The 25,073-nt window shown below is 70.0% G+C and carries 20 protein-coding genes; 10 read left to right on the forward strand and 10 right to left on the reverse strand.

The window, feature by feature from the left end; genetic code table 11:
* Positions 1 to 31: 31 nt before the first annotated feature.
* From ACFWGJ_RS21820 to ACFWGJ_RS21865, 10 genes are all read right to left on the reverse strand, one after another.
* Complete coding sequence (locus tag ACFWGJ_RS21820) at positions 32 to 1,366, reverse strand: dihydrolipoamide acetyltransferase family protein (protein ID WP_387327003.1); 1,335 nt, start codon at positions 1,364 to 1,366, stop codon at positions 32 to 34.
* 40 nt (positions 1,367 to 1,406) lie between these two features.
* Positions 1,407 to 2,378, reverse strand: a complete 972-nt coding sequence (locus ACFWGJ_RS21825) for an alpha-ketoacid dehydrogenase subunit beta (RefSeq protein WP_387327004.1) — start codon at positions 2,376 to 2,378, stop codon at positions 1,407 to 1,409.
* Positions 2,375 to 3,568: a thiamine pyrophosphate-dependent dehydrogenase E1 component subunit alpha gene (locus ACFWGJ_RS21830; RefSeq protein ID WP_387327005.1), complete on the reverse strand. Its 1,194-nt coding sequence runs from the start codon at positions 3,566 to 3,568 to the stop codon at positions 2,375 to 2,377. Before ACFWGJ_RS21830 ends, ACFWGJ_RS21825 begins: the two co-directional genes overlap by 4 nt.
* 79 nt (positions 3,569 to 3,647) lie before the next feature.
* The gene (locus ACFWGJ_RS21835) at positions 3,648 to 4,799 is read right to left on the reverse strand and encodes an acyl-CoA dehydrogenase family protein (protein ID WP_387327006.1); all 1,152 of its coding nucleotides are present in this window, start codon (positions 4,797 to 4,799) and stop codon (positions 3,648 to 3,650) included.
* A 56-nt stretch (positions 4,800 to 4,855) separates the two neighbouring features.
* Entirely contained in the window at positions 4,856 to 5,839 is a 984-nt protein-coding gene (locus ACFWGJ_RS21840) for an oligopeptide/dipeptide ABC transporter ATP-binding protein (protein ID WP_387327008.1), read from the reverse strand.
* Positions 5,836 to 6,822 (reverse strand): ABC transporter ATP-binding protein, encoded by a 987-nt coding sequence (locus ACFWGJ_RS21845; RefSeq protein WP_387327009.1) that lies wholly within the window; start codon positions 6,820 to 6,822, stop codon positions 5,836 to 5,838. Before ACFWGJ_RS21845 ends, ACFWGJ_RS21840 begins: the two co-directional genes overlap by 4 nt.
* Positions 6,819 to 7,706, reverse strand: coding sequence for an ABC transporter permease (locus ACFWGJ_RS21850; RefSeq protein ID WP_387327011.1), 888 nt, complete (start codon positions 7,704 to 7,706; stop codon positions 6,819 to 6,821). The genes ACFWGJ_RS21845 and ACFWGJ_RS21850 overlap by 4 nt, the downstream gene beginning before the upstream one ends.
* Entirely contained in the window at positions 7,703 to 8,632 is a 930-nt protein-coding gene (locus tag ACFWGJ_RS21855) for an ABC transporter permease (protein WP_387327030.1), read from the reverse strand. Before ACFWGJ_RS21855 ends, ACFWGJ_RS21850 begins: the two co-directional genes overlap by 4 nt.
* Positions 8,633 to 8,681: 49 nt before the next feature.
* Positions 8,682 to 10,235 carry an ABC transporter substrate-binding protein gene (locus tag ACFWGJ_RS21860; protein WP_387327013.1) on the reverse strand — a complete coding sequence of 518 codons (1,554 nt, stop codon included), beginning with the start codon at positions 10,233 to 10,235 and terminating at the stop codon, positions 8,682 to 8,684.
* Positions 10,236 to 10,411: 176 nt separating this feature from the next.
* Positions 10,412 to 12,514, reverse strand: coding sequence for a prolyl oligopeptidase family serine peptidase (locus ACFWGJ_RS21865; protein ID WP_387327015.1), 2,103 nt, complete (start codon positions 12,512 to 12,514; stop codon positions 10,412 to 10,414).
* 67 nt (positions 12,515 to 12,581) lie between these two features.
* On the opposite strand from ACFWGJ_RS21865, the gene ACFWGJ_RS21870 reads away from it, so the two are divergent.
* From ACFWGJ_RS21870 to ACFWGJ_RS21915, 10 genes are all read left to right on the forward strand, one after another.
* Positions 12,582 to 14,009 carry an acyclic terpene utilization AtuA family protein gene (locus ACFWGJ_RS21870; protein ID WP_387327016.1) on the forward strand — a complete coding sequence of 476 codons (1,428 nt, stop codon included), beginning with the start codon at positions 12,582 to 12,584 and terminating at the stop codon, positions 14,007 to 14,009.
* On the forward strand, positions 14,010 to 14,423 hold the full coding sequence (locus ACFWGJ_RS21875) for a hypothetical protein (protein ID WP_387327018.1): 414 nt from the start codon (positions 14,010 to 14,012) through the stop codon (positions 14,421 to 14,423).
* 4 nt (positions 14,424 to 14,427) lie between these two features.
* Positions 14,428 to 15,669, forward strand: a complete 1,242-nt coding sequence (locus tag ACFWGJ_RS21880) for an amidohydrolase family protein (RefSeq protein WP_387327019.1) — start codon at positions 14,428 to 14,430, stop codon at positions 15,667 to 15,669.
* A gap of 106 nt (positions 15,670 to 15,775) precedes the next feature.
* Positions 15,776 to 17,260, forward strand: coding sequence for an aldehyde dehydrogenase family protein (locus tag ACFWGJ_RS21885; RefSeq protein WP_387327021.1), 1,485 nt, complete (start codon positions 15,776 to 15,778; stop codon positions 17,258 to 17,260).
* Positions 17,251 to 18,534 carry a diaminopimelate decarboxylase gene (lysA, locus tag ACFWGJ_RS21890; RefSeq protein WP_387327022.1) on the forward strand — a complete coding sequence of 428 codons (1,284 nt, stop codon included), beginning with the start codon at positions 17,251 to 17,253 and terminating at the stop codon, positions 18,532 to 18,534. Before ACFWGJ_RS21885 ends, lysA begins: the two co-directional genes overlap by 10 nt.
* A gap of 104 nt (positions 18,535 to 18,638) precedes the next feature.
* Positions 18,639 to 19,460, forward strand: a complete 822-nt coding sequence (locus ACFWGJ_RS21895) for a hypothetical protein (protein WP_387327024.1) — start codon at positions 18,639 to 18,641, stop codon at positions 19,458 to 19,460.
* A gap of 5 nt (positions 19,461 to 19,465) precedes the next feature.
* Positions 19,466 to 20,980, forward strand: a complete 1,515-nt coding sequence (locus tag ACFWGJ_RS21900; protein WP_387327025.1) for a GMC family oxidoreductase — start codon at positions 19,466 to 19,468, stop codon at positions 20,978 to 20,980.
* A 50-nt stretch (positions 20,981 to 21,030) separates the two neighbouring features.
* Entirely contained in the window at positions 21,031 to 21,624 is a 594-nt protein-coding gene (locus ACFWGJ_RS21905) for a TetR/AcrR family transcriptional regulator (RefSeq protein WP_387327027.1), read from the forward strand.
* An 89-nt stretch (positions 21,625 to 21,713) separates the two neighbouring features.
* Positions 21,714 to 22,403 carry a type 1 glutamine amidotransferase domain-containing protein gene (locus ACFWGJ_RS21910; protein WP_387327028.1) on the forward strand — a complete coding sequence of 230 codons (690 nt, stop codon included), beginning with the start codon at positions 21,714 to 21,716 and terminating at the stop codon, positions 22,401 to 22,403.
* A gap of 324 nt (positions 22,404 to 22,727) precedes the next feature.
* A complete protein-coding gene (locus ACFWGJ_RS21915; RefSeq protein WP_387327029.1) occupies positions 22,728 to 25,049 on the forward strand; it encodes a beta-L-arabinofuranosidase domain-containing protein in 2,322 nt (773 codons plus the stop codon).
* Positions 25,050 to 25,073 lie beyond the last annotated feature (24 nt).

The raw sequence follows: 25,073 nt of genomic DNA on the forward strand, positions 1-25,073 counted from the left end.
CCGTATTCCCGGGGTGCGGACCACTGCCGTGTCACAGCATGGCGAGGCCCGGCTCCCGCAGCAGGTCCGCCACGTCTGCCAACAGGCGCGAGCCTTGGCGGCCGTCGGCGAGGCGATGGTCGAAGGACAGGGCCAGTTGGGCCGTCCACCGCGGCTCGATACGTTCTCCCGCCTGGTCCTGGACCACCCACGGGGTGCGTCGTACGGCACCCAGGGCGAGGATGGCGGCCTCCCCCGGGTTGAGGATGGGCGTACCGGTGTCCACGCCGAACACACCCACATTGGTGAGGGTGACCGTGCCGCCGGTCAGGTCGCGTGGTTCCGTCCGCCCTTCACGGGCCGTCGTCGCCAACTGAGCTATTGCGCGTGCCAGTTCGCGCAGGGAGAGCAGATCCGCGTCCTTGATGTTGGGTACCACCAGGCCCCGGTCGGTCGCGGCGGCTACGCCGAGGTTGATGTGGTGCTTGAGCACGATCTCCTGACGGGACTCGTCCCAGACGGAGTTCAGCTCCGGTGTTCCGCGCAGGGCGAGCAGCAGGGCCTTCGCCACGAAGAGCATCGGTGAGATCCGTATTCCCGCGAAATCGCGCCGGGCTCCAACCAGTTCGCGCAGCCTCATCGTCTCGCTGACGTCCACGGTGACGAACTCGGTGACGTGCGGGGCGGTGAAGGCCGAGGCCACCATCGCGGCGGCCATGTGCTTGCGTACGCCGCGGATCGCGATCCGTGTCTCTCCGCGCGAGTTGGCGCCCGCGCCCGGGGAGGGCGACTCGCGCGGAGGCGGAGACGGCGGCCCGGCCGCGAGATGGACGTCCTCCCGGCTGATCGTGCCGTGCGGTCCGGTGGGCAGCACCGTGCGCAGATCGACGCCGAGGTCCTTGGCCAGCTTGCGCACCGGCGGCTTGGCCGAGGGGCGGGAGACCGTCCCGGTGGACGCGGAGGCGGCCCCGGTGGACGCGGAGGCGGCCCCGGTGGACGCGGCAGGGCGAGCGGTGCGCCGACGGGCCGTGCCCGCGTCGCGCGGACCGTAGCCGACGAGGAGCGCGGTGCGTCCCCTCGCGTCACCCTGGTCGGAGCCGGCCGGTCCCGCCGCCGCGTCAGGCTCGACAGGCTCTTCAGTTCCGCCGACGGCGATGGTGATCAAGGGAGCGCCGACCGGCACGGTGTCGCCTTCGGCGGCGTGCAGTGCGGCGACCGTGCCCGCGTACGGGGAAGGCAGTTCGACGGCGGCTTTGGCCGTCTCGATCTCGACGATGATCTGGTTCACCTCGACCGTGTCGCCGAGGGCCACGGTCCACTGGAGGATGTCGGCCTCCGTGAGGCCTTCCCCGACGTCGGGCAGGCAGAAATCTTCGGTGGTGGGCATGGCTGTCCTGCCTTTCGAAGCTGATGTGCGGCGCGCGCTTTCAGTGGGCGAGGCTGCGGTCCACGGCGGCCAGCATGCGGTCCACGCCCGGCAGCCAGTCCTCCTCAAGGCGGCTCGGCGGATACGGCGTGTCGTATCCGGTCACCCGCAGGACGGGGGCCTCCAGCGCGTAGAACGCCTCCTCCTGGACCCGGGCAGCGATCTCGGCACCGACGCCGTGCGTGCGCGAGGCCTCGTGCGTGACGACGAGCCGGCCGGTGCGGAGCACGGAGGCCATGACGGTGTCCGTGTCCAGCGGTGCGAGGCTTCTCAGGTCGATGACCTCGACGCTGTGCCCCTCCTCCCCCGCGATACGGGCCGTCTCCAGCGCCGGTGCGACCAAGGGTCCGTAAGCGACCAGCGTGAGGTCCGAACCCGTACGGACGGTACGGGCCCGGTGCAGGTCGAGTGCGGGCACACCGGAGACTTCGCCCTTCGTCCAGTACCGGCGTTTGGGCTCCAGGAAGATGACCGGGTCGTCGCTGGCGATGGCCTGGCCGATCATGCTGAAGGCGTCGTCGGGGGTGGCACAGGTGACGACCTTCAGACCCGGGGTGTGGGCGAAATAGGCCTCCGGGGACTCCGAGTGGTGTTCGATCGAGCCGATGCCACCGCCGTACGGGATGCGGATGACCACCGGCATGGCGATCCGGCCGCCCGAGCGGTGCCGGTACTTGGCCAGCTGGCTGACGATCTGGTTGACGGCCGGATAGACGAAACCGTCGAACTGGATCTCGCACACGGGACGGTATCCGCGCATCGCGAGACCCACGGCGGTGCCGACGATCCCGGCTTCGCCCAGCGGGGTGTCCACGACGCGTGAGGTGCCGAAGTCGGCACAGAGTCCGTCGGTGACGCGGAAGACGCCGCCGAGGCGGCCGATGTCCTCACCGAGCAGTAGGACCGCCGGATCGGTCGTGAGCGCGTGCCGCAGTCCGTCGTTGATCGCTCTGGCCAGTGTCGTCGTGGTCATGCGCGCTCTCCGCCGAGGTCGGGTATTTCCTGAAGGGAGGCGAGGTGGGCCCGGTGTTCGGCCAGTTGGCGACTCAGCTCGGGGGTCATCTCGGCGTAGGTGTGCTCGAACGGCAGGGACGGATCGGGCTCGGGCAGCGCACGGCAGCGGGCACGCAGACCTTCCGCGAAGGTCTGCGCCTCGGCCTCGATCTCCGCGAAGTACGCGGAGTCGGCGGCCCCGGTGGACACGAGGTGGGCGTGCAGCCTGGCGAGGGGGTCCTTGGCCGCCCACTCCTTCTCCTCCGCAGTCTCCCGGTAGCGGGAGGCGTCGTCCGCGGTGGTGTGGGCGTTGCGGCGGTACGTGAACGCCTCGATCAGGGTGGGGCCGCCGCCGGTACGAGCCGTGTGCAGGGCCTTGCGGGTGGCGGCGAGGCAGGCCAGGACGTCGTTGCCGTCGACACGGATACCAGGCAGTCCGAAACCGGCGGCGCGCTGCGCGACGGGCACGGTGCTCTGCACGCTGTACGGGGCCGAGATCGCCCACTGGTTGTTCTGGCAGAAGAAGACCACGGGCAGGGACTGGGTCGTGGCCCAGATGAACGCCTCGTTGGTCTCGCCCTCGCTCAGGGCGCCGTCGCCGAGGAAGGCGAGGACGGCGGGTGCGGCGGGGACAGCGGAGGCGGGGACGGCGGAGGCGACGGCTGTGGAAGCCGCGGAGACGGCCGGGCCGACCGGGTCGCGGACGATCCCCATCGCGTAGCCGACCGCGTGCAGGGTCTGGGCCCCGATCACCAGCGTGTACAGGTTGAAGTTGACGTCCCTGGGGTCCCAGCCGCCCAGGGTGGTGCCCCGGAAGAGACCGAGGAGGGACGCCGGGTCGAGTCCGCGGCACCATGCCACTCCGTGCTCGCGGTAAGTGGGGAAGACCATGTCGGAGGGGAGCAGGGCGCGGGCGGCACCGATCTGCGCCGCCTCCTGCCCGAAGAGGGAGGGCCACAGCCCCAGCTCGCCCTGTCGCTGGAGGGCGATGGCCTCGGTGTCGAGGCGGCGGGTCAGCACCATGTCCCGGTACAGGGCGGGGAGATCCGCGTCGGCCGGGTCGAACGGCAGCCGGGCGTCGCTGACCGCCTCGCCCAGCGGAGTCAGCAACTGGATCGGGTCCTGTCGGTCGTTCGTCTTCGCGGACGTCTTCGCGGACGTGCGGGGCATTTCCGAACTCCTTCGAGATGGCGGCCGTACGGCCCGGGGTGATGAGCGGCCGACAGACGTGTGGCCGGCCGGCGTGTCATCAGCGCGGCGTGCGGGCGAGTGCGCGGCTGATGAGCAGGCGCTGGATCTGGTTGGTGCCTTCGAAGATCTGCGTGACCTTGGCCTCGCGCATGTACCGCTCGACCGGGTGGTCGCGGACGTAACCGGCACCGCCGAGGATCTGGACGGCGTCGGTGGACACCGACATGGCGGTGTCCGAGGCGAGGAGTTTCGCGATGCTGGCCTCCTGGCTGTAGCCGAGGCCCGCGTCCTTGCGGCGGGCGGCCGACAGATAGGTGGCGCGGGCGGACGCGGTCGCGGCGGCCATGTCCGCGAGCAGGAAACCGACTCCTTGATGGTCGATGACCGGACGTCCGAACGCCTCGCGTTCCTTCGCGTACGCCACCGCGTGGTCCAGGCTCGCCTGCGCGATGCCCGTGGCGACGGCGGCGATGCCGAGGCGCCCGGCGTCGAGGGCCGACAGCGCTATGGACAGGCCTTGTCCGGGCCGTCCGACGAGGTGGTCCCCGGAGATCGGCGCGTCATCGAAGGTGATCGTGGCGGTCGTCGAGCTGCACAGGCCCATCTTGCGTTCGGGTGCGCCCGCCGAGAGGCCGGGGGTGTCCGCGGGGACGTGGAAGCAGGAGACGCCGTGTCTGCTGTCGGAGTCCGTGCGCAGGAAGGTGGTGTAGTAGTCAGCCTGTCCCGCGTGGGTGATCCACGCCTTGCTGCCGCGGGCGCGCCAGCCCTCCGGGGTGCCGGTGGCTGCGGCCCGCATGGCGGACGGGTCGGACCCGGCATGCGCCTCGGACAGCGCGTAGGCGCCGAGGAGGTCTCCGCCGAGCATGTCGGGGAGGAGGTCGGCCTTCTGGCGGTCGGTCCCGAACGCGTTGACCGGATGGCAGGACAGGGCGTGCACACTGATGCCCACGGCCACGGCCGCCCAGCGGGCGGCGATCTCCTCCAGGACCTGGAGGTAGACGGAGTAGGGCTGCGCGCCGCCGCCGAACTCCTCGGGGAACGGCAGGGTGAGAAGTCCCGCCGATCCCAGCAGGGTGAAGACCTCACGGGGGAAACGCCCGGCCTCCTCGAACTCGGCCACGCGCGGAGCGAGTTCCTTGTCGGCGATCTCGGCGGTGAGCCCGATCAGTTCACGGGCCTCGTCGGAGGGCAGTTCACGCTCGACGCTCACGGTGATGCCTTTCGGTGACGTGCGGGTGCCGAACCCAGGTGACGGGCGGGCGGCGGCTACTGGGTGTCGGCCGGTGCCCGGTGGCTCGACGGCGCGTGGATGCAGGCGGTGCGGTGCGATCCGTCGTGGACGTAGGGCGGCGGGGCCTTCGCGCAGGCGGCCTCGGCCTCCGGGCACCTGGGCTGGAAGGGGCAGCCCGTGATCACGTCGAGGGCGCCGGACGGTTCGCCCTCCAGTGCCGGCGGACGCGGTTCGGTGCCGCGGCGCCGCAGGTCGGGTGCGGCCCGCAACAGGGCCTGCGTGTAAGGGTGTCGGGCCCCGCCGAAGATCGTCTCGGCCGTTCCCTCCTCCACCACCCGGCCCGCGTACATCACCGCGACCCGGTCGCAGAGCGTTCGGATGATGCCGAGGTCGTGGGAGATGAAGACGATCGTCAATCCGAGTTCGGCGCGCAGATCGGCCAGCAGGTTGACCACGGTGGCCTGCGCGGACACGTCGAGGGCGGATACCGCCTCGTCGGCGACCAGCACGTCGGGCCGTACCGCCAGGGCCCGTGCGATGGCGACACGCTGGCGCTGGCCCCCGGAGAGTTCGCGCGGTCGCGCCTCCAGGACGCGCGGAGGCAGGTTCACCATCTCCATGAGCGAGTTGAGCGCGGAGGTCATCCCGGTGTCCGGGACGAGGTCGTGGCAGTCGATGAGTTCGGCCAGCACGGAACGGACCCGCCGTCGGGGGTTGAGTGAGGCGACGGGGTCCTGGAAGACCATCTGGATCCTCCGGCGCAGCTCCTTCGACCTGCGGGCTCCCATGTCCTGGCCGTCGTAGCGGACCAGTCCGGCGGTCGGCTCCGTCAGCCCGACGAGGACGCCGGCCAGGGTCGACTTGCCGCAGCCGGACTCGCCGACCACGCCCAGGCACTCGGAGCGTTCGACGGCGAGACTGACTCCGTCGACGGCGCGCAGCGTCGTGGGCGGCACGGACCTGTGCGTCCTGACCTTGAAGTGGACGGAGATGTCGTCCAGTTCGACGAGGGCGCTCATGGCTGTTCTCCAGCGTTCGTGACCGGCTGCCGTACGCACGCCGTGGCGCGGTGCGGGCCGATGGCCAGCAGCGGGGGGTCCGCGTCGAGGCAGACGTCCGCGGCGTAGGGACAGCGGGGGGCGAAGCGGCAGCCGGGGGGCAGCAGTCCGGCGGTGGGAGGGGATCCGCTGATGGTCCTCAACCGAGTGGGCGGTCCGTGCAGTTGGGGCATCGAGTCGATCAGCGCACGGGTGTAGGGATGGCTCGGGTCGTCGACCAGGTCGTGGGTGGGACCTTGTTCGACGATGCGGCCCGCGTACATCACGGCGGTGCGGCCGGCGATGCGGGAGATGACCGAGAGGTCGTGGCTGACGAAGATCAGGGCCAGTCCGCGCTCGGCCCGCAGCCGTTCGACGAGGGTCAGGATCTGGTCCTGGACCGTGGTGTCCAGCGCGGTCGTCGGCTCGTCGCACAGGAGGAGCGAGGGTTCCACGGACAGCGCCATGGCGATCATCACGCGCTGGCGCTGGCCGCCGGAGAGCTGGTGCGGCCATGCGCGGGCCCGTTGCTCCGGGTGCGGCACACCGACCTCGGCCAGGAGTTGCAGGGCCCGGTCCGCGGCGGCCCGGCGGGACATGCCGAGGGCCCGGGGGCCGGCGGCGACCAGGTCGCCGATGCGCATGGTCGGGTTCAGTGAACTCATGGGCTCCTGGAAGATCATGGAGACCCCGTGTCCGCGCAGCTCACGCGGTGCGACGGACCGCAGCCCCTCGCCCGGCTTCCGCTGGAACCGTGTGGTCCCCCTGGTCTGTTTCAGAGTGGGCGGCAGCAGACCGAGTACGGAGCGCAGGGTGAGGCTCTTGCCGGATCCGGACTCGCCCACGATCCCGAGGCAGCCACCGGCGTCGACGTGCAGGGACACGTCGTCGACCAGGCTGACTCCTCCCTGTGCCGCGGCGATCGACAGGTTCTCGATCTCGATCACGCGTTCTGTACGGGTCATGACTTGATCCGATCGTCCAGGCCGTCCCCGATCAGCGCCAGGCCCATGCCGATCAGGGCGATCGCCGCTCCGGGGGCGGCGATCAACCACCAGTTGGTCTGGATGACGCCGCGGCCCGACTGGATCATCGAGCCCCATTCGGGGGTTCCGACGGGGATGCCGACGCCGAGGAAGGACAGGGTGGAGATCGCGACGACGGCCAGTCCGACGTCGACGAAGAAGTAGACGATGCTCTGGCCGATGGCGTTCGGCACGATGTGCCAGGCGATCACCCGCCGGCCGGGCAGGCCGCCCAGTCGTGCGGCCCGGATGTAGTCCATGGAGCGCACCCTGCGTACTTCGCTGCGCAGCAGCCGGGCGTACACGACCCAGGAGATGACCGTGAAGCCGATGATGAGCGGCAGTTCGCCGGGGCCGAGGAACAGGAATCCGGTGCCGGGGCCGAGCAGGCCGACCAGGGCGATGAAGAAGATGAACAGCGGGAGCGAGACGACGATGTCGGAGGTGCGCATGATCGCCGCGTCCAGCCACTTGCTGCCGAGACCCGCCGCGATACCGATCAGGCTGCCCAGGACCGCGGGGATGAGGGAGCCGAGCACCGCCACGCGCAGGTCGAGGCGGATCGCGTAGACCAGCCGGGTCCATTCGTCGCGGCCGAGCTGGTCGGTGCCGAGGAGGTGGGCCCGGGAGGGCGGGGCGAGCCGGTTCAGCAGGTCCTGGTCGGCGGGGTGTCCGCTGGTGATGAGCGGTGCGAAGAGCGCGGCCAGGACGAAGAGTCCGACGATGACAGCGCCGACGGCCATCTTGCCGTCGCCGCGTCGGCGCAGGCGCCGCGAGGGTTCGGCGGGCGGCGTGGAGTCCTCGACGACAGGAGTGTCGGTCATGTGCTCACCGTCCTCGGGTCGAGCAGCGAGACGACGGTCTCGCCGAGGATGTTGGCCAGCACGACCCCCGTGGCGAACAGCAGCGTGATGCCCTGGACGGTGTAGACGTCGCGCTTGGCGGACGCCTCGACCAGTGCGCTGCCCAGGCCGGCGATGTTGAAGGTGGCTTCCAGGATGACGACTCCGAAGAAGAGGTAGCCGACGTTGAGGGCGAGGAGGGTGAGGACCGGGCCGAGTGCGTTGCGCAGCACGTGCCGGACGATCAGGGTGGGGCCGCCCACACCGAGGGACCTGGCGACCGCGATGTACTCGGAGTCGAGCACGTCGATCAGGCTGGACCGCAGGCTCCGTACCAGGACGGGTGTGAGGATGATCGCGCCGGTCACGGAGGGCAGGACCAGCGAGCGGAGCAGTTCTGCCGGGCTCGACCCCAGGTCCGCGACGGGGAACCAGCCGGTGGGGATGGCCACCAGTCTGACGAGCAGGAAGCCGACCCAGAACGCCGGGAGGAACAGGGCCAGGAGTACGCCGAGCCTGATCACGTGGTCGACGGGGCGGTCCCTGAACCAGGCGGCGGTCCAGGCGAGGACGAGTGACGTCGTGACCGCGAGCACCAGGGTGCCGAGCAGGAGCCACAGGGTGTCTCCGATGCGCTGGCCGATGACGCCGCTGACGCTCTGTCCGTCGATCGACGTCCCGAGGTCGCCGTGCAGGACTCTGGTGACGTAGTCCAGGTACTGGTGCGGGAGGCTGCGGTCGAGGCCCAGTTGGTGGCGCAGTTCGCTCACCGCCTCGGGCGAGGCTCGTGGTCCGAGGCGCAGCCTGGCCGCGTCGCCGGGCGCGATCTGGGTCAGCACGAACACGACCAGGGTGACCGCGAGCAGGACGAGCACCAGCTGGATCAGCCGGGCGAGCACCGTTCTCATCGCTACCACGAAACTCCCTCCCTTCCTTGGAGAGCGCCGGACACGGTGGTCAGCTCCTGATGTTCAACTCATCCGCGCAGTACGCCTGGTAGGGCGCCGGGACGAAGCCCTGCACGCGGTCGGCGACCGCGTCGAGCGCGTTGGGCACGGCCAGGGGAAGCACGGCGTGAGTGGCGTTGGCGGTCGCTTCGAAGTCCTGTACGGCGGCGGTCACTTCGGACGTGTCGCTCGCCGCGTGGACGGCGGCCAGTGCCTTGTTCGCCGGGCCGGGGTCGGACTGGGAGAAGACGATGCCGGTCGCCCCGAGGAAGCCGAGGGGGTCGATGGGGGTGGGTGCGAGTGCGCTGTAGGTGACCATGCCGAGCTGGAAGGAGCCCTTGCCCAGGTCGTCGATCAGGGAGCTGGTCGGGAGCGGACTGACGGTGGCCTTGATGCCCGCCTCGGCCAGCATCGGGGTCAGTGCCTGGGCCGCGAGTTTTCCGGGGCCGCCGTCGCTGGGCACGATCAGCTCGATGGTCCGGCCGTCGTAGTCGGAGGCGTCGACCAGTTTCTTCGCGGCGTCCACGTCGGTGGTGGACCAGGTGCACTTGGGGCATTTGGTGACGCCGGGGACCTGTTGCGGCAGCAAGGATGTGGCCACGCCGGCCTCGCCGACGTATCCGCCGCGGACGAGCTTGCGGTAGTCGATGGCCAGCGCGATCGCCTTCCTGAGGCGGACGTCGGCCAGGGGCCCGGACTTCGTGTTCATGGTGAGGACGCTGACGCCGGTGGACGGCGCGCGGACGATGTTGTTCTTGGGGTACTGGGCGGCCGCTTCGAGTTCCACGCCGTTGACGACGTCGAGGGAGCCGCTCTGGAACTGCAGGAGTTGCTGTCCCCCGTCGGCGACGACCTTGTAGTCGACCTTGTCGAGGTAGGGCAGGCCGGAGCGGTAGTAGTGCGGGTTGCGGGTGAGGGCGATGGACCGTCCCACGGTCTGACCGCTGATCATGAAGGGCCCTGCCCCGACGGGTTTCTTCCAGTACGCGGCGGCGCTCCGGCCGCCGTACTTGTCGGGGAAGATCGCCGCGTTGGCGGTCGACAGGACGGCGGGGAGCGTCTCGTCCGGTTCGGAGAGGTGGAAGACGACGGTGTTCTTGGACGGCGTGTCCACGGACTTGATGGAGGAGAAGTAGCTGCCGTACAGCTCTCCCTTGCTCCACAGGCCTTCCGAGAACTTGACGTCCGCGGACGTGACGGGTCTGCCGTCACTGAACTTGGCGTCCGGGCTCAGGGTGAACGTCAGCGTCTTGGTCCTGGGGTTGGCCTTGTAGGACGAGGCCAGGGCCGGCTGGAGGGTCTTGCCGTCGGGCGTGGAACGCAGGAGCGAGGCGTAGACCTGGGGGAACACCCGGTAGCTCTGGGTCGCCAGTGCCTTCTGGGGGTTCCAGGTGTCGATCGCGCTGCTGAGCGACATGGAGAGCGAGCCGCCCCGTTTCGCGGGTGAAGATGCGGTCCCGGAGGCGGCCGAGTCCGTACCGCCGGAGCTGCATCCGCTGAGGAGGAGCGCGGTGGCCAGCAGCGCCGTACAACACGCGGTGGCCCCGGCTGTCGACTTGCGCATAACTTCCCTCGCAGTTTCGTAAGTTATCTACCAAGTGACGTTCTCAATCTACGCCGGGTTCCGTCACTCGTCTAGGTGGCTGGAAAAAGCGGGTGCCGACGGGGCGGACTTCGCATGAACATCTACCGTCCGACCTGCGGATTCGAGCAGGGCCCTGCGGCTTCGGGATCGACACGTCAGCAGTCCGCGCCGCCCTGCAGGGCCTGATCGCGCCCCTGAACATGCCGCACCATCCAGTCGACGAGCGCCTCGTTCTGCGCTCGCCGGGACGGCACAGGTCCCGAGATCGCCCCTTCGTGAGAGGCGTCCGGCAGCATCAGCAGCTCTGCGACACAGCCGGCCCGGCGCAGCACCGAATAGAACTGCTTGCTCTGCTCGGGCGGGCACCGGTGGTCGGCCTCGCCCTGGATCAACAGGGTCGGCGTCGTGCACATGTGGGCCGTGGTGATCGGCGACAGCCGCCGGTAGCGCTCGAAGTCGGTCTGCGGCAGCGCGTCCAGCACCGCGGGCAGCAAACTGAGCCCGACGTCGCTGGTCCCGTACATGCTCCAGAAGTTGGTCACGGGATTCTCGATCACGGCGGCCTTGAACCGGTCGGTGTGGCCGACGATCCAGCTGGACATGTAGCCGCCGTACGACAGTCCGGAGACCCCCAGCCGGTCCGGATCGGCCCAGCCCTCGGCCACCGCGAAATCCACCGCGGCCATCAGGTCGTGGAAGTCCTTGTCGCCCCAGTCGCCGATGATGGCGTCGGCGAAGTCCGTTCCGTAGCCGCGCGAGCCGCGGGGATTCACCATGAGGACCCCGAACCCCTCGCCGCACAGGACATGGGCGTCCGTGACGTAGGCCTCCCCGTAGGCCGATCTGGGGCCGCCGTGGATGAGCAGGACGGTCGGCAGCGCGCCGACGGCGCTCGCGGGCCGCAGCAGTTTGGCCTGGACCGTGGAGCCGCTTCCGATGGGGACCCGGAAGGTGGTGACCGTGCACGGCACGGTGCAGGACCGGTTGTGGGCCGCGGTGTCGGTGACGCGTACGTCGTCACCCGTGTCGAGGTCGCGGAGCCAGAGGTCGGGCGGGGCGGTGAGCGTGCCGTGGCCGTACAGCAGGCGCTGCCCGGCGACCGCCAGCGGATAGAAGCAGCCCGTGCCCGCCAGCACCGGATCCGCCTTCGGCTCGCCGTCCAGGGCGACCCGGTGCACCTCCAGACGGTCCTCGACCTGTACGCGCAGTACGGCGTCCCCCGCGTGCAGGAGCACCCTCGCGTCGGGGTCCATGAACGGAACAGCTATGTCGCCCAGGACATCGCCGTTGAGATCGAGGTCCAGCCCCGCGGCACGGTCGGTCCGCGGCCAGGGCGCGGGGTCCGCGGCTGTACCGTCGCCGGCCCGCAGTGTCCACAACTGCCCCACGGAGTGCGGTTTGGAGCCGGACGACGTCACCGCGATCCGTCCGTCGTCCAATGCCCTCACGGAGAAGATGTCGAGCGCGCGCAGGTGCTCGACGGGGGTCGCCTCCGCCCCGTCGGCGGCCACCGAGCGGACGGCGGCCACGCCCTGCTGCCACTGGTCCGGCCCGAGGCCCGCACGGTAGGCGATCCGCCAGGACGACGGCCGGCCGTCCCCGTCGACGGCGGTTCCCGAGGGCGGCAACCACGTGGGCTGACTGTTGACCCACTCGTCGCCCGTGAGCCGCGTGTGCGTCCCCTTGTCGAGGTCGACGACGAAGATGTCCGCGGTCGCGTCGTCGACGAGGCCGAGCCCGTCCACCCAACCGATCACGCGGGTGATCCGGTACGGCATCCCGGGCACGCGTGTGCGCCGCGTCCCCGCATAGGCGATACGGCGGCCGTCCGGACTCCACGTCGGCCGTCCGAAGACCGAGCGGTCCGGGGCCTCGGGGTCCACGAGGACCTCGAACGCGAAGTCGGGCGCCTCGGCGGGGCGGACGAGGACGATGCGCGTGACCGGTCCGTCCTGCGAGAGGAACGCCAGACGGCTGCCGTCCGGCGAGAACAGGGGGGTGTGGTCGCTGTCGCCGAACTCGACGGCGACGGAGTGCGCGTTGACGGAGGCGGCGGCTGCGGAGGCGGCGGCTGCGGAGGCGGGGCCCTGCGCCACCTCGCTCAGGCGCAGCCCGCGCCGCTCGGCGTCCCCCTCGATACAGGACGAGGACCACGCGACGAGCGTGCCGTCCGGGCTCAGATCGGCACTGTGCACCAGCTCCATGGCCTCGACGGCCTGGGTGATCGCCCGGTCGGATCCGATGTCGGTCGGGGACATGACTACTCCTCGGGTCGAAGTTCGTAAAAATATTATCAGTTACAAAAAATGTATGTACACTCCGAACATGGTCACTCTTCAGGCTTCAGGCAGTGAGCGGGGCGCGTTGCGCATCGGCTCCGGCGCCGGTTTCGCCGACGACCGCATCGAGCCCGCCGTGCAGCTGGTCGAATCCGGCGACATCCAGTACCTCGTCTTCGAATGCCTGGCCGAACGCTCGGTCGCCCTGGCGGAGTTGGAGCGGCGCCGCGACCCCGCCCGCGGATACAACCCGTGGCTCCCCGACCGCATGGCGGCCGTCCTGCCGGAGTGCGCGCGCCAGGGGATCCGCGTCATCACCAACATGGGCGCGGCCAACCCGCGGGCGGCGGGCGCGCTCGTCGCCGGGCTCGCGCGGGCCAGGGCACTGCGTGGGCTGTCGGTCGCCGTGGTGACGGGCGACGACGTACTCGATCGCATCCTTGAGCGACCCGATCTCCCGCTCCTGGAGCGTGAGGGAACCGTCGGCTCCCTCGGCGACCGCGTGGTGTCGGCCCACGCCTACCTGGGGTGCGAAGGGATCACCCACGCTCTGAGCCAGGGCGCCGATGTAGTGATCACGGGCCGAGTTGCGGACCCTTCGCTCTATATTGCACCTCTTGTCCATGAATTCGGCTGGGACACCAGCGACTGGAACCTGATCGCCAAGGGCGCCTGTGCGGGGCACTTGATGGAATGCGGGGCCCAGGTCACGGGCGGTTATTTCGCGGACCCGGGATACAAGGACGTTCCCGGTCTCGCCGAGCTGGGCTTCCCGATCGCCGAGGTGCACGCAGACGGGACCTTCAGGATCGGCAAGGTGCCGGGGTCGGGCGGTCTGGTGACATCCGCCACGTGCACGGAACAACTGCTTTACGAGGTGCACGATCCCTCGGCGTATCCGTCGGCGGATGTGGTGGCCGACTTCTCCGAGGTCCGGTTCGAGGAGTCCGGCCACGACACCGTGCTGGTCCGGGGAGCTCGTGGCCGGCGGCGCCCGGACGACCTGAAGGTCTCCGTCGGCTACCGCGACGGCTTCACCGGGGAGGGCCAGATCTCCTACGCGGGCCCCAACGCACTGCCCCGGGCCCGGCTGGCACTGGACGTCCTGCGAGCGCGGATCGAGAAGCAGGGCATCACCTCAGGGGCGGCGCGCTATGAACTCATCGGGGTCGACTCCGTCAGCCGCGGCCTCGGTCCCGGTCCCCGAGGCGGTCCCGATCCCGGTCTCGGTCTCGGTCTCGGTCTCGGCACGGGTGATCCTGAACAGCTGAACGAGGTCCGTGTCCGCGTCGCAGCCCGGACCGACTCCGAGGACCGGGCCCGCCGGATCGCGCACGAGGTGAGCGCGATGTGGCTCAACGGCCCCGCCGGAGGCGGCGGTGTGGTCACCTCCGTCACCGAGCGGATCGCCATCGCGTCGGTCTTCCTGCCCCGCTCCGACGTCACACCGTCGGTCACGTTCGCGGAGGTCTAGATGCTCCTGCACGAACTCGCCCACGCCCGGTCCGGTGACAAGGGAAACGTCTCGGACATCACCGTCATCGCCTACGAGGCACGGGACTTCCCCCTCCTGAGGGAACTCGTGACCGCCGAGAGGGTCCAGCGGCATTTCTCCGCCTTCCTCGAAGGTGGCGAAGGCGCGGTCCGGCATTACGAGCTGCCGCACCTGGGCGCGCTGAAGTTCGTCCTCGACGGCGCATTGGACGGCGGGGTCACCCGCAGCCTCAACCTCGACACGCACGGCAAATCCCTCGGCTCACTGCTCCTCGGCATGGACATCGGTGATGTCCATGCCCCCGAGTCGGAGCCGGAGCCGAGTCCGGAACCGAATCCGGAGCCGGAGCCGGAGTCGTCGGGGACCAGAAGTTCGCACGGCACACGGAGGTAGCACGATGGGTTCGATCGAGCGTCCGGCAAGCCCGCGGCGGGTCCTGTTCCGGGGCGGTCTCGTCGCCGATGGCACAGGCGCGGAGCCGCGGCACGGGGACGTGGTCGTGGAGGGTTCCCGGATCGTCGACGTAGGGACCGGTCTGGACGGCGATGTGGAGGTGGACCTGGCGGGGAAGTCCCTGCTGCCGGGTCTCATCGACTGCCACGTCCACGTGATGATCGGCAGCATCGACACGGTGGACCGGCTGCAGACCCCGTTCTCCTATCCGTTCTTCCAGGCCGCCCGGCATCTGCGCACCCTGCGCCGGATCGGGATCACGCACGCCAGGGACGCGGCGGGCGCCGACCTGGGCGTCAAGACGGCGTTGGAGGACGGTCTGATCGACGGGCCCCGGCTGCAGATCGCCATCTCGATGCTCAGCCAGACCGGCGGGCACTCGGACGGCTGGTTGGCTTCAGGGAACTGCGTCGAGAACAGGATCGCCCATCCAGGGCGGCCCCGTGGGGTCGTCGACGGCGTCGACGAGATGCGCAAGGCGGTCCGCGAGGTCGTCCGGGCCGGCGCCGACGTCATCAAGGTCGCCGCCTCCGGCGGAGTCATGTCGCCGCGCGACAACCCGCACCACGCGCACTTCGCTCTCGACGAACTGACCGTCGCCGTCGTCGAAGCACGCGCGGCGGGTCTGCCGGTGATGGCCCACGCCCAGGGCTCCGTCGGCATCAAGAACGCGCTGCGGGCGGGAGTGCGGTCCATCGAGCACGGCATCTTCCTCGACGACGAGGCCATCGAGCTGATGCTCGAACACGAGGCGTTCCTCGTACCCACCCTGCTGGCCCCGAAGAGTGTGCTGGAGGCGGCTGCGGGCGGCGCCCGGCTGACCGACGCCACGCTCGCGAAGGCCCGCGAGGTCGCCGACGCCCACCTCGACTCCTTCAAGAAGGCGTGCGAGGCGGGCGTCACCATCGCCATGGGCACCGACGCGGTCGGGCTCGCTCCGGGCCGCAACCTGGAAGAATTGGAGCTTATGGCGGCGGGCGGCCTGAGCCCCGCGAAGGTCCTGCGTGCCGCCACGCTGGACGCCGCCCGACTGCTGGGTGTCTCGGACCGGTACGGCAGCATCGAGCCCGGCAAGCGCGCGGACCTGGTCGTCGTGTCCGGCGACGCCTCCGACTTCAGCTGCCTGGCCCATCGCATCGACGCCGTCTACATGGACGGCGCGCTGGTGGAGTCGCGGTCCGGTTGACCGGCCGCCGCCGCCTCCTCGCACCACAGGACCGACCGGTGTTCGCGGCGGTACCGACCACTGTTCCACGTACGAGCAGCACGAGCAGTACGACAGGAGTTCCCGCATGACAGACCAAGCCGAACACGCCGAGTACGCCGACCGAGCCGCCAATGGCGACCGCGCCGCCCACGCCCATCACGTCGTCAACTTCATCGACGGCGCCCGCAGCGACGCCGCCGGGCGGTCGCCCCTGACCGATCCGCGTACAGGACAGGTCCGCGGCACGGCCGTGGTCTCCCGGGCCGACGAAGTGAACGCCGCCTTCGACGCGGCGGCCGCGGCCTTCGCGGCCTGGAGACACAGCACGCCCGGGGAACGTCAGACGGCGCTGCTCGCCATAGCGGCCGAGATGGAGGAACGCGCGGACGAATTCGTCGCCGCCGAGTGCGGGGAGACCGGCAAGCCGACCGATCTCTTCCGGTCCGAGGAACTCCTGCCCATCATCGACCAGTTCCGGTTCTTCGCCGGCGCGGCCCGCATGCTGGAGGGGCGCGCCGCGGCGGAGTACGTGGCGGGCCACACCTCCATGGTGCGGCGTGAACCGGTCGGTGTGATCGCGGCGATCGCCCCCTGGAACTACCCGCTGATGACGGCGGTCTGGAAGCTGGCTCCGGCCGTCGCGGCGGGCAACACGGTGGTTTTCAAGCCCGATGCGGCCACCCCGTCCAGCGCGCTGCTGCTCGCCGAGATCTGCGGACGCCACCTCCCACCGGGCTGCGTGAACCTCGTCTGCGGGGACCGGGAGACGGGCAAGCTGGTGGCCCGGCATCCGCGCGCGGACATGGTCGCCCTCACCGGCTCGACCCGCGCCGGCAGCGAGGTGGCACGCGCCGCCGCCCACGACCTGCGCCGCACGCACCTCGAACTGGGCGGCAACGGGCCCGTGCTGGTCTTCGAGGACGCCGACGTGGCCCACTGCGCGCAGCTGATCGCCGAGGCCGCCTTCTACAACGCGGGCCAGGACTGCACCGCTCCGTCGCGCGTACTGGCGCACGCCGACGTCCATGACGAACTCGTACGGGCCCTGGCCGACCACGCCCGGTCGTTCGCTCTCGTGGAGCAGGGGAACACCCGGGACGGCAGGAGCCCGCTGATCAGCCGGGCCCAGCTGGAACGGGTGTCGGGGCTCGTCGAGCGCCGGCGCGGCACCGCCCTGGCAGCCGCCGGCGGGAAAGTGGAGGCCGGACCTGGCTTCTTCTTCGAGCCGACCGTCATCACCGGGGTAGAGCAGGCGGACGAGATCGTCCAGGAGGAGATCTTCGGTCCCGTGCTGACCGTGCAGTCCTTCGATGACGAACGGACGGCGATCGCCCTGGCGAACGGCGTACGCCAGGGTCTCGCGTCCAGCGTGTGGACGCGTGACGTGGGCCGCGCCCTCCGTGTCACCGGCGCGCTCGACTTCGGTGTCGCTTGGGTGAACACCCACATCACGACGGCCGCCGAGATGCCGCACGGTGGCTTCAAGGAGACCGGCGACGGCAAGGACCTGTCCCTGTACGGCCTGGAGGCCTACACCCGGATCAAGCATGTGATGCTCGCATGGGCGTGAACCCCGACATCCTGGAGCTGTTCCCCGAGGGGACGACCGTCGAGGCGGACCGCGGCCTGACCGTCGGCGGCGTCGCCCTGTCCGAGGTCGCCGACCGGTTCTCGACCCCCGCGTACGTCGTCGACGAGGCGGGCCTGCGCGCACGGATCCAGCGCTACCGGCGGGCGTTGAGCGCCGAGTGGCCGAACTCTCGGCTCGTGTTCGCCTCCAAGTCCTTTCCGTGCGTGGCCGCGTACCGGTTGATGGCGCAGGCGGGGGTCGGCGTGGACGTGGCCGGGCTCGGTGAGCTGGCCGCCGCGCTCCGCGGGGGTGTCGAGGGCCGCAATCTGGTCCTGCACGGCAACGCGAAGACCGGTGCCGAGATCGAGAGTGCGGTGGCCGCCGGCGTCGGCCTGGTCGTGGTGGACAACTTCGACGACATCGACCGCCTGGAACGCGCGCTGGAGCACTCGGTGGCCGCCCGTCAGGACGTCCTCGTACGTGTACTGCCCGAGGTCCGTGCGGACACCTACGAGGCGGTGTCCACCGGGCAGAAGGGCTCCAAGTTCGGCCTCCCCCTGGACCAGGTGCCGCGGGCGATCGAGCGCATCCGGGCCAGTGCGCACCTGCGCCTGGCCGGAGTGCACACGCACGTCGGCAGCCAGATCCTCGATGTGGAGCCGTTCGCCGCCGCGGTCCGGGCCCTGGCCGGTCTCGGGGAGTTCGAGACCTACAACCTCGGCGGCGGCCTGGGCGCGCGCTACACCTACACCGACCACCCGCCCGAGCCGGAGGAATGGATCGGCGCCATCATCGAGACCGCCCGGCATTATCTGCCGGGTTCCGCGCGGCTGATGATCGAGCCGGGCCGCAGTCTGGTGGCCCGCTCCGGGGTGACCCTGTACCGGGTGGTCAGCGTCAAACGAGGTGACCGCGTCACCGTCGCCGTGGACGGCGGCATGGCGGACAACATGGAAGTCGCGCTCTACGGACAGCGGTTCGAGGCCACCCTGGTCGACCGGGTCGGCGGTGGTGAACGCGTCGACATCGTGGGGCGGCACTGCGAGTCGGGCGACCGGATCAGCTCCGGCGTCACCCTGCGCGCACCGCGGGTCGGCGATGTCGTCGCGATACCCGTGACCGGGGCGTACTGCCACACCATGGCGAACAACTACAACGGGGCGCTCAAGGCACCGGTCGTCTTCTGCGCGGACGGCGAGGCACGCGAGGTGGTCCGCCGCGAGACGCTCACCGACTTCTTCGCCCGTGACACCTCGGAGTGGATCGACGCGTGATGACGCTGACGCGCAGGTCCGGGTCGGTCCTCACAGCCCCGACGGAACGGCGACCCCCGATGGTAAAATTCTTACGATCTCGCGATACGGAGTACGCTGGCCGCATGGTGGATACCCCGAAAGATGGCGCGACGAAGTCGACGCGCACGAAGTCGACCGGCCCCAAGCGTCCTCAACGCCGGCACCGCCCCCGCGAGGAGACCCGAGCCATGCTGCTCGACGCGGCGACGAACCTCGCCATCGAGCGCACACGCCCCGAGTCGGCGAAGCTGCACAATCCCCTCGCGGACATCCGTATCTCCGACGTCCTCGTCGAGGTGAACCGGCGCAACCCCGACGACAAGAAACTGACGACGGGCGCCTTCTACCAGATCTGGCAGGATCAGGCCGCTTTCCAGCGGGAACTGATGAGCCATGTGATGGACGAGATCGCCACACCCGGGGCAGGGCAGATCCAAGCGCTCGCATTCGAGTTGGTCGCCGACGGAGAAGCACCCGAGGAGATCTTCCGTCAGATCAGCGAGGCCGATTTCCGCTGGACGAGCGCGTCTCCTGAACTGTTCCTGGCCCTCGGACTGGGGGCGCTGGCCCCGGTCGACATGGTGCGGGACGCCCAGGCCGGAGCGAACGAACGCTATGTCAACGCGACGGACCACCTGCTGGGCATTCTGCTGCGGTACGCGCGCCGACGCCTGAAGGCCGACCGCACCATGGAGGACCTGATCTGGGCCATCGAGGCCCTGTCCGTGGGTTATCTGCTGCGTTCGCGCACCCATCCCGACATTCCCAAGCGGACGGACCGTGACGGGTGGACCGTCCAGGCGAGCGCGTATCTCGGCGTGGTCCACGCGTTCAGCGAGCCGATTCCCGACGGTGTTCCGGACGGCACTCCCGACAGCACGGAAGAACCCGAAAGGCCCCAATGAATTCGATGAGACCGCTGCCGGAGCAGACAGACACCGTCGTGATCGGCGGAGGCACGGCCGGCTGTGTCATCGCGGCACGGCTCGCCGCGGCCGGACGGACGGTGCTCGTCCTGGAGGCCGGCCCCGACTACGGCCCGCTCACGGACGGCGACTGGCCCGCGGAGCTCCTCGACGCGGCCGAACTGCCCACGACGCACGACTGGGGATACGAGGGCACGGGGGCGGCCGGACAGCCGCTGGCGTACGACCGCGCACGGGTCATCGGCGGCTGTTCCGCACACAACGGCTGCAGCCAGAGCGTCGGTTGGGCGGGTGACTACGACGCCTGGGCCACCGCCGGCTGTCCGGGCTGGGGCGCCGCCGACCTCGCTCCCCTGTTCACGGCCGCCGCCGAGCAGCTGCGGTTCCGCCGCTACAGCGAGGAGGAGATCCAGCCGTTCCAGCGCGAGTTCATCCGCGCCTGCCGGCAGTCGGGCATACCGGCCCTGGACGACCTCGACGATCTCGGAGCCTCGCAGAGCGTGGGCTGCGCGCCGGTGAACGTCCGCGATCTGACCAGGATCAACACCGCGTTCGGCTACCTGGACGCGCAGCGCGCCCGGCCGAACCTCACCGTCGCGGCCGACGCGCTGGTCGACCGGATCCACTTCCGCGAAGGCGCCGTCGAGGCCGTCACCGTCACCCGGCACGGCCGGACCTCCAGAGTCGGTGCCCGGGAGGTGGTCCTGGCCGCGGGCGCGTACGGAAGTCCGGAGGTCCTGCTGCGCTCGGGCATCGGACCCGCGGCCCATCTGGAGGACCTGGGCATCGCGCTGGTCAGCGACCGCCCGGGGGTCGGCGCCAACCTGCACGACCATCCCGCGGCCCTGCTGGAGTTCGCCGGCACCGCCGAACTGCAGCGGGATCTGGCTGAGTTCTCCGGGGGCGGCTGGCTGCCGCAGGAGCAGAGCGTCGTCAAACTCCGCTCCCCCGTCTCCGACGGACCGTACGACCTGCACGTGTATCCGTGGATGGAGCCCGATCCGGCGCAGGAGTACGGCTGGCGGTGCATCCTGCCCGTCAGCCAGCTCCGCCCGCGCTCGCGCGGCACCGTACGGCTCGCGTCACGGGCGCCCGGCGAACGGGCGATCGTCGATCCTCGCTTCTTCAGCGACGCGGCCGGCGCCGACCTCGAAAGTGTCCGACACGGTCTGCGCTGGACGGCCGAGAACGTACTGCCCCGCATGGACCGTCACCTCGGCACTCCCCTGCACAAGCCGGTCCCGCCGGACGACGAGGGCATGGACGACTGGATCAGGCGTCACCACTCCCACTACTGGCATCCCGCCGGTACGTGCGCCATGGGCGACCCCGCCGATCCGACGACGGTCGTCGACCATCAGGGCAGGGTCGTCGGAGTCACGGGGCTGCGGATCGCCGACGCATCGGTGTTCCCCGACATCCCGCGGGCCACCCCGGCGCTCCCGACCGTGGTGGTCGCGGAGCGGATCGCCGCCTTCATGACCGCAGCGGCGCCGTGACCCTCCGATCGACTAGACGACTGGTCTAATCATGCGCTACGGTTACCGACATGCCAGCCACCGCACGCACCGCCGACACCCGTCGGAACATCCTTGACGCCGCCCAGCGGATCATGGCCCACAAGGGCTACTCCGCGGTCGGCATCAACGAGGTGCTCGCGGAGGCAGGTGTTCCGAAGGGCTCCTTCTACCACTACTTCACCTCGAAGGACGCCTTCGGAGAGGCACTGCTGCGCCGCTACTTCGACGAGTACGTGGCGGACATGGACCGCGTCTTCGCACGGCCCGGCCAGTCGGCCGCCGAGCGGCTCACGGCCTACTGGCAGCAGTGGCGGGAGACGCAGAGCCTCGACGACTGCCAGGGCAAGTGCCTCGCGGTCAAACTCGGCGCCGAGGTGTCCGACCTGTCGGAGCCGATGCGACTGGTCCTCAAGGACGGCACGGACGCGATCGTCGACCGTCTTGAGCGGACGATCACCGACGGCCTGGCGGACGGATCGGTCACCCTCGACGGCGACCCCCGCAGCACGGCTCAGGTCCTCTACGACATGTGGCTCGGCGCCAGCGTCATGGCGAAGATCCACCGCAGTCCCGCACCGCTCGACACCACGACGGCAATGACTCGCCGGCTGCTGCACCTGTAGGCCCGACCACCCCGACCACTCTCCTCGTTTTTTGACCACCTCTAGACGACCGGTCTAATCGGTCGCTCGACCACAAGGAGCAGGCAGACATGAAGGTTCTTGTCGTACTCACCTCGCACGACGAACTCGGCGACACCGGCCGCAAGACCGGGTTCTGGCTGGAGGAACTGGCCGCGCCCTACTACCGCTTCCAGGAGGCAGGCTGGGAGATCGTGCTGGCCTCCCCCGAAGGCGGCCGTCCGCCGCTGGACCCGAAGAGCAACGAGCCCGACTTCCAGACCGATCTGACCCGCCGGTTCGAGTCCGACGCGGAGGCGACCGCGGCACTGGCCGACACCGTGCGGCTGGACTCGGTGTCGGCCGAGGACTTCGACACGGTCTTCTACCCCGGCGGCCATGGCCCGCTGTGGGACCTGGCCGAGGACGCGCACTCCGCGCGGCTGATCGAGACGACCCTGCGCTCGGGCAAGCCCCTCGCGGTGGTCTGCCACGCCCCCGGCGTCCTGCGCCACACGGTCAACGAGGACGGTACGCCGCTGGTGCGGGGCAAGAAGGTCACCGGGTTCGCCAACTCCGAGGAGGAGGGGGTCGGCCTCACCGAGATCGTGCCCTTCCTGGTGGAGGACGAGCTGAAGCGTCTGGGCGGGATCTACTCCAAGGGTGACGACTGGGGGCCGTACGTGGTGACGGACGGCCTGCTGATCACCGGACAGAACCCGGCCTCCTCCGGCCCGGCGGCCGACGCGCTCGTGGAGCTGGTGAACAAGGTCGGCGCGTAAGCACCTGCCCGAGGTCCAGCGCGACCTGACGCCCACCCCGTCCTCCTGCATCCCCGCCGTGCGGGGGGGATGCAGGAGGACGTCGTCATGTCTGCCCCGTGCCCCGTGCCGTGTGCCGTGTGAAGTCAGCACCCCGGGAAGCGAATTGACGGTCCTCGACGGAAAACGCGGCACGAAGGGTGTTGACGGTGTTGTTCGCGCGCCTATCATCCCTGCTTGTCGAAGTGCCGACCAGTGTTCGATACCACGAACAGCAGTGCACAGTGTGCGCGGGTGAGCCGCCCGCAAGTCCCCCGCCCGCCGACCATCTGGAAAAGGTGCACGATGTCCTCTTCGCTCAGCAGACGACGCCTCCTGCAAGCGGCAGGAGCCACGGTCGCCGCCTCCGCGGGCGGTACTCTCGTCGGCACCTCCGCGGCTCAGGCTGCCGTCCCTCCCGCCCGCGCCGACATCGGGGTCTCCGCGTACTCCTTCGGTTTCGGTCAGGTGCGGCTGACCGCGAGCCGGTGGCTGGACAACCAGAACCGCACGGCCGCCTATCTGCGGTTCGTGGACGTGGAACGGCTGCTGTACGTCTTCCGCGCCAACCACAAACTCTCCACGGCCGGCGCGAGCGCGAACGGCGGCTGGGACGCGCCCGACTTCCCCTTCCGCAGCCATGTCCAGGGGCACTTCCTCACCGCCTGGGCGCAGTTGTACGCCGTCACCGGGGACACGGTCGCCCGGGACAAGGCGGTCCGTACGGTGGCGGAGCTGGCCAAGTGCCAGGCCAACAACAGCGCCGCCGGCTTCAGTACCGGATACCTCTGCGGCTATCCCGAGTCGGACTTCACCGCCCTCGAACAGGGCACCCTGAGCAACGGCAACGTGCCGTACTACACGATCCACAAGACGCTCGCCGGGCTGCTGGACGTGTGGCGTCTGCTCGGCAGCACCCAGGCCCGGGACGTCCTGCTCGCCCTGGCGGGCTGGGTCGACACCCGCACCGGCCGGCTCACCGGTCAGCAGATGCAGACGATGCTGGGTGTGGAGTTCGGCGGCATGAACGACGTGCTGTGCGACCTCTACCAGCAGACGGGCGACGCGCGCTGGCTGACCGCCGCCCAACGCTTCGACCACACCGCGGTGTTCACCCCGCTGGCCGCGAACTCGGACCAGCTCGACGGACTGCACGCCAACACCCAGGTGCCCAAGTGGATCGGCGCCCTGCGCGAGTACAAGGCCACCGGCACCACCCGCTACCGGGACATCGCCACCAACGCATGGAACATGACCGTCGGTTCGCACACCTACGCCATCGGCGGCAACAGCCAGGCCGAGCACTTCCGCGCGCCGCACGCGATCGCCTCGTACCTGAGACAGGACACCTGCGAGAGCTGCAACACGTACAACATGCTCAAGCTCACCCGGGACCTGTTCGCCGTGACGCCGAACCGGGCCGAGCTGTTCGACTTCTACGAGCAGGCCTGGCTGAACCACATGATCGGCCAGCAGAACCCCGCGGACGCCCACGGTCACGTCACCTACTTCACCCCCCTCGCTCCGGGCGGCCGGCGCGGGGTGGGTCCGGCCTGGGGCGGCGGCACGTGGAGCACCGACTACAACAGCTTCTGGTGCTGTCAGGGCACCGGCGTGGAGACGCACACGCGGCTGATGGACTCGGTCTACTTCCACGACGGCGGCTCGACGCTCACCGTGAACCTGTTCGTGCCGTCGGTGCTCACCTGGTCGCAGCGCGGGATCACCGTCACCCAGACCACCACGTTCCCGACGAGTGACACCACCACGCTCAAGGTCACCGGCAGTGCCGCCGGCACGTGGGCCATGCGCATCCGCATCCCCGGCTGGACCACCGGGGCCACGGTCAGTGTCAACGGCGTGGCGCAGGACATCACCGCCACCCCCGGCACCTACGCCACCCTGACCAGGTCCTGGGCCTCCGGCGACACCGTCACCGTGCGACTGCCCATGCGGGTCGTCGTGCGGCCCGCCCCCGACAGCGCGGGCACCGCCGCGGTCACCTACGGGCCGGTCGTGCTGGCCGGCGACTACGGCGACAGCACACCGAGTGGGCTGCCGCTGCTGGACACCGACACCATCACGCGCAGCAGCACGAGTTCACTCGCCTTCACCGCGACAGCCAACGGCTCGACGGTGGACCTGGGGCCCTTCCACGACGCACACGGCTTCAACTACACCGTCTACTGGAACACCAGCGGCGTCGCCCCCGCGTACGTACGTCTCGCCAATGCCGCCAGCGGTCTGGTCCTCGGCATCCAGGACATGTCCACCGCCGACGGAGGTCTCGCCCTCCAGTGGACCGACAGCGGCACCGCCGACCACGACTGGGAACTGATCGAGGACGGGGCGGCGGTCCGGATCCGTAACGTCAACAGCGGCAAGGTCCTCGGGGTGCGGGACATGTCCACCGCGGACAACGCGAGCGTCCTGCAGTGGGCGGACAACGGCACCGCGGACCATCTGTGGACGCTGCTCGACCAGGGCGACGGCACCTACAAGATCCGTAACGGCAACAGTGGCAAACTGCTCGGCATCGCGGGCAACTCCACCGCCGTCGGGGCCTTCGCCGTGCAGTCGCCCGACGACGGGTCCGCCGACAACCGGTGGCGCGTCGTGCGGATCTGACACGGGTTCGGACAGGCCGGAGCC

Origin of the sequence: Streptomyces sp. NPDC060205 (assembly GCF_042728395.1) — a bacterium.
Taxonomy (GTDB): domain Bacteria; phylum Actinomycetota; class Actinomycetes; order Streptomycetales; family Streptomycetaceae; genus Streptomyces.